This window comes from Deltaproteobacteria bacterium (assembly GCA_020845775.1).
Classification (GTDB): Bacteria; Bdellovibrionota_C; UBA2361; order SZUA-149; family JADLFC01; genus JADLFC01.
In genome coordinates, this window is the sequence record JADLFC010000173.1 from 1 (window position 1) to 5,221 (window position 5,221).

Consider the following 5,221-nt stretch of genomic DNA (forward strand, 5'->3'; position numbering starts at 1 on the left):
ATCTTCCACTTTTCAGCACTGCCACCAGGAATTTCTAAGACATAAGTCGCTGGCGATTGACTTTTTCTCTCGGAAACGGTGTGTGGCGCTGCACGATTAATTATGGAGACAACACGAAAATCATCGTCGAGAAAAATAATATCCAACTCGATATATGTATTCTTCATCCAAAAACTTCGCTCTTGACTGTCTGGAAACACAAAGAACATCCCTTCCAGCTCACCTATCTCGCGGCGATACATTAACCCCAAGCTACGAGCTGCATCGGTATTTGCTGTTTCAGCGAGAATTGCCGGCGATTTGCTGCCATCGGGATTGACAAAATGAACAGACAACTTTTCACTTTGCTCTGAACAGGCAAGATTTACAAAAAATAAGAAACCAAGAAAAACCAATAGTAGCCGATAGCGCCCAAATTGAAATCGAACCTCGCCCCTTACACCGAAAGGATGGACAAAAAACTTCACGACTATTAGCTCTTACTAGCCGTTAAAACAGATATTAGCTCGGGGACGGCTTGATACAAATCGGCTACTAAACCATAATCAGCTACATCAAAAATTGGCGCTTCTGGATCCTTATTGATGGCAACTATTGTCTTTGAACTTTTCATCCCAGCTATGTGTTGAATAGCTCCAGAAATACCGACTGCTATATATAATTTTGGCGCGACGATTTTTCCTGTTTGCCCAACCTGCCAATCGTTCGGTGCATATTCTGCATCCACAGCCGCTCGACTAGCACCTACCGCTGCTCCCAAAACATCTGCCAGCGCCACGATGTATTTCTCAAAGTTTTCTTTAGATTTTAGCGATACGCCACCACTGACAATTCTGTCTGCCTCAACCAGCTGTGGGCGCGCAGATTTTACAGTATCAAAAGACAAAAATTCCATCCCACTATCAGCACTTATGTCGATACTTAGCTCCCGTATAGGACATTCGCTAGCTCCACTTTTTGCGACATCGAAAGCCGATTGCCTTACGGTAACCACTTTCCTCGCTGTGGTAATTTCTACCGTAGCCAACACATTGCCAGCATACATCGGTCTCTTGAATCGACCTCCATCGACGAACTCTATTACATCGCTTGCCTGCCCAGCATCCAAATGTTGTGAAATTCTAGGCATGAGATCTCTACCCCGAGTATCGGCAAGCGCGAGCACTACAGTTGGAGCAAGAGTCTCCAATACTTTTTTAAATGCCAGCGCATAGTTCGTGGCTAAATAAGTTTTAAGGAGGTTATTTTTTACATACAGAACCTCATCAAGTCCAAAAGCTGCCACCTTTTTTGCAGCTTCTTCGGTTCCATCACCACCCAACAACAAACCAACCAACCCTGAATAGTTATGGGCCTTCTTAAGAAGAAGTGCTGCTTGAATAGTAGACAGCGAACCTTTAGGAACCTCTACGCCATTATTTTCAATATATGCCAGTATCACCCTACTTATCCCCTAACTAATAATTCCGAACGAGCTTGCGCTTAATACCATCTCACATCGTCCCTTAAATCACCTTCGCCTCATTACTGAGCTTATCTAGCAATTCAGCGACAGATCCCACCTTAACACCTGCTTTGCGTGGGGCAGGCGGTTGCATACTCACAATCCTCACCTTGGGCGCAGTATCTATGCCCAAACCTGATAACTCAATTACATCAAGTGGTTTCTTCTTTGCCTTTACAATTCCTGGAAGTGACGGATATCTAGGCTGATTAAGGCGCAAATCGGTAGTAACGACTGCCGGTAGCTTGATCCTAAGCGTCTCAAGCCCGCCATCTACTTCACGCACCACAGTCGCTGTGGCGAAAGAATCATCAATTACTAGCTTTGAAGCAAATGTCGCCTGGGGCAAACCAAGTCTTGCTGCAAGAAGTTGTCCAGTCTGGCTAGCATCCGAATCTATTGCCTGCTTGCCCATTATTACTAGCTGAAAGGAGTCTCTCAAGTATATCTCAGCTAATATTCTGTGGGCAGCATCCGAATCTATATATGCATCGGTGTTGACATGAATGGCCCGATCAGCACCCATAGCTAAGGCCGTTCGCAATTGCTCACTTGTCCCATCGGGGCCAATTGAGGCAACTACTACCTCAACGTCACCTTTTTGTTCCTTAAGGCGAATCGCCTCTTCAACCGCAATCTCGTCAAATGGGTTTACTATCCATTTCACTCCATCCTCGCTAATCTTGTTCCCATCGGCATGGATTCGCACTTTTGTTTCGTAATCTACAACTCTCTTTATTGGAACTAATATCTTAGCCATATCTCCCTATTCGAGTAAGCACTAAGCTGATATGTATGGCTCACCGAGTGATCCACAGAGGCAAAGGCACTATCGAAAATCTTGCGAAGTATAAGGCGCCCGTATCTTTCAAAATACGCACTTAAAAATACGCTAAATAATGCAGACAAGAGAAATGCAATTATTGCCTTGCTCCTTGTCAGGGTATACTGCCGCTTTAACTTCTCCTTTTTGCGATAACGATTAAAAGCCATAAAATAAAATATTTAACTTACTTTTTTAAAACGGTATATAGTAATAGACTGTGAATAAATTCTTTGTCATTCTGAGCTTGTTTTTTAACAAAGAGGCATATTTGATGAGAAATAGTCCCGTTTTTTTCACTCTTGTTTTGCTAACATACGCACTGTTTATGAGCGCATGCTCCAGCAATAATAGCAAAATAGCCGTTAATCCAGATAAATGCACTACGAACACTGATTGCAAACAAGGTAACAGGTGCGCCGGCGGCTGGTGCGAGGACATGTACCATCCAAGACACAAAATAAAAAACTATTAATATGCCCTCGAATTTTGCTACAAAGATAGCTGCGGTTTGGCTGTTTTTCTTTACGCTTATGCACTGCTTGATGGGGCTGAATTACGAGACCAAACAGATAGGTATTCGACCGGCATTTGCGATTGGCGAACAAGTCTCGTCTACCACTAAGCCGTGTTATGTTAGTACCGGACAAAAAAGCGAGCGGTTGAGATATGTTTCTAAAGTTGCAGACGATGGTTCTATATATCTCGATACAGTCGAACACGTAGAGCTGGCTGGCATAGCCATTCCGAAGGCAGGAAGCGCGGATGATAAACAAGATTGCAGCATTCAGGTAATCAAGTTTATCAATGCCAAACTTAGCAATAAGGGCGTATATATCTATGCCGCCGAAGATAATGTGCCACGCAATGATAAACCCTTAAAAGTCTACGTAATCACTCAAAATGGGGAGTTCTTTAACCAGGAATTAGTTAGAATGGGGCTTGCACGCGCAAATCCAAGAAACTCACGTAACGAGCCATTAATTTGCGCCGACAATTTAATTACAGCCGAAAGACAAGCGCGAACAAAAAAAACTGGTTTATGGATTGGAGATTGCTTAAGTAATAACTAGATGGGCCAATGGAACGCGACGGCGAAAGAATCTTCCGGCAAGTCAAGAAAATCTAGTCCATTATACACGAAAGAGAAGAGAACTATCATAGCGCCAACCACAAAAGCTAATCGCTTAAACGGGCTTAAAACGCTATCGGATACCTTGGAATGCGAAGCTTGAAAATCTGCATCCGCATTTGAATCAGCTGTATACTTTTTAAATCCGAACGACCTAGGCAGGTTTCCCTTTGCGGCAATATGAGGAACCTCTATTGGATCTACATTATCTCTTCGCTCAATTTCGCTAACAAATACCTCTGCGCTTTCAGCTTCGCTAGCTTTTCGCAAGTTAGCCTCCCTTGCCTCCTGAGCCTCTGCCGAAGTCCTGGGCAAGTCTCTATTTTCAACTGCGGACGGACTTTGCAACACCGACCTATCGCTTAAATAGTCACTGCACACATCCACAGCCGCACGAAACTCAACTGCAGATTGAAAGCGCCCAGATGGATCTGTACAAAGTGCCTTATCCAACAAAACTTCTAAAAATAGCGGCACATTTTGCAGATACTTCGACAAAGGAGCGCGGCGCCCGCTTAGCTTATTATCTACCTTTTCAGCAAATGAACTTCCCTCAAACGGCAATCGCTTCGTCAAGAAGTAATAAGTAGTTATGCCTAGAGAATAAATATCAGTTAATACAGTAGCTGGTTCCCCATTTAGATATTCTGGCGCGAGATACTCAAATGTTCCGACCCCCTGCCTGGCCCTTTCGTCCCTAACCGGCTCTGTCGGAATCTGCGCAATCCCAAAATCAGCTATTTTGATTTCCCCCTCACGAGACAGTAATAAATTTTCGGGCTTAATATCGCCATGAATGATACCAGCGCGATGAATTGCCTCAAGTCCGCAAAGAGTCTGATGAAGAAATCTTAAGACTTGCGTATAAGAAAATGCTTCATTCTCCGTATTTAACCTACACAAACAGTCACCCCCAGCCGCATACTCCATCGATAGATACCATAGACCTTCGGCAGCAACATAATCATTTAACCGGATAACATTTCGATGACGCGCAGCTAACATAGCAACCGCTTCGCGATTCATCTTATTGACGTTATGTTCGTGACACTTTGAATCCGCTGTAACTACCTTGAGCGCAACTAAATCCGACTTGCCGCAAGGTGCTTCGTGGCTTGGCGTAAGAATGCGAGCCTTATAAACTATGCTGTTGTTGCCACGACCGATACTCGAAAGTATTTCGTATCGACCATCGATTATATGAGAGTCATTGCGCTTGGAAACCTGCCTAAGAGCCATCTCAAAATCCTATTACTGAGAACAACAACTACTATAAAACTACAACTAAAATGATCTAAGACCCTAGCTGCTCGCTCAAATACCCACATCAGTCTAACTAGAGCTAAAAGCATTTTCGTTGGCTTAGTGAATTAATACACTACTTAGCGTTAATATTAAAGCTTTCAAGAAACTTTTTTCAACGCAGAGAGTATTTCTATACTAAGGTACGTTATGCAGACTAAGATGGGAAAAATATCATAAAAAAACGCCACAACTCCTACCAAAAAATCAGCTCACGCAAGTCCTTAACATTATTAGATATTTAACGCATCCGGCTCGCCACAACGGCGAAATCTAGACAAAGAAGCGAACTAAAAATAGCATCTAGATTGCCAATAATAATTAGCTAGCTATATATACGCTTTAGAGAAAGTGAGTTAAATACTTAATTCTTGCAAAACCACGCGCTCATAGCTCAACAGGATAGAGCAACAGACTTCTAATCTGTAGGTTCCAAGTTCAAGTCTTGGTGGGCGCACCA

5 protein-coding genes and 1 tRNA gene are annotated in these 5,221 nt (G+C 43.2%); 2 read left to right on the top strand and 4 right to left on the bottom strand.

The window, feature by feature from the left end; all coding sequences use genetic code 11:
- The 3 genes from IT291_10940 to IT291_10950 all read right to left on the bottom strand — a co-directional run.
- Positions 1–467, bottom strand: a 467-nt coding sequence (locus IT291_10940) for a DUF192 domain-containing protein (protein ID MCC6221744.1), incomplete at its 3' end; no start/stop codon positions are given.
- Positions 468–472: 5 nt separating this feature from the next.
- Positions 473–1,450 (bottom strand): electron transfer flavoprotein subunit alpha/FixB family protein, encoded by a 978-nt coding sequence (locus tag IT291_10945; GenBank protein ID MCC6221745.1) that lies wholly within the window; start codon positions 1,448–1,450, stop codon positions 473–475.
- 55 nt (positions 1,451–1,505) lie between these two features.
- The gene (locus tag IT291_10950) at positions 1,506–2,264 is read right to left on the bottom strand and encodes an electron transfer flavoprotein subunit beta/FixA family protein (GenBank protein ID MCC6221746.1); all 759 of its coding nucleotides are present in this window, start codon (positions 2,262–2,264) and stop codon (positions 1,506–1,508) included.
- Between the two features lie 539 nt (positions 2,265–2,803).
- On the opposite strand from IT291_10950, the gene IT291_10955 reads away from it, so the two are divergent.
- The gene (locus tag IT291_10955; protein MCC6221747.1) at positions 2,804–3,400 is read left to right on the top strand and encodes a thermonuclease family protein; all 597 of its coding nucleotides are present in this window, start codon (positions 2,804–2,806) and stop codon (positions 3,398–3,400) included.
- Here IT291_10955 and IT291_10960 read toward each other — a convergent pair.
- Complete coding sequence (locus IT291_10960; protein MCC6221748.1) at positions 3,397–4,698, bottom strand: serine/threonine protein kinase; 1,302 nt, start codon at positions 4,696–4,698, stop codon at positions 3,397–3,399. The two genes, IT291_10955 and IT291_10960, sit on opposite strands and share 4 nt — an antisense overlap.
- Positions 4,699–5,144: 446 nt before the next feature.
- On the opposite strand from IT291_10960, the gene IT291_10965 reads away from it, so the two are divergent.
- A tRNA-Arg gene (locus tag IT291_10965) sits at positions 5,145–5,221 on the top strand.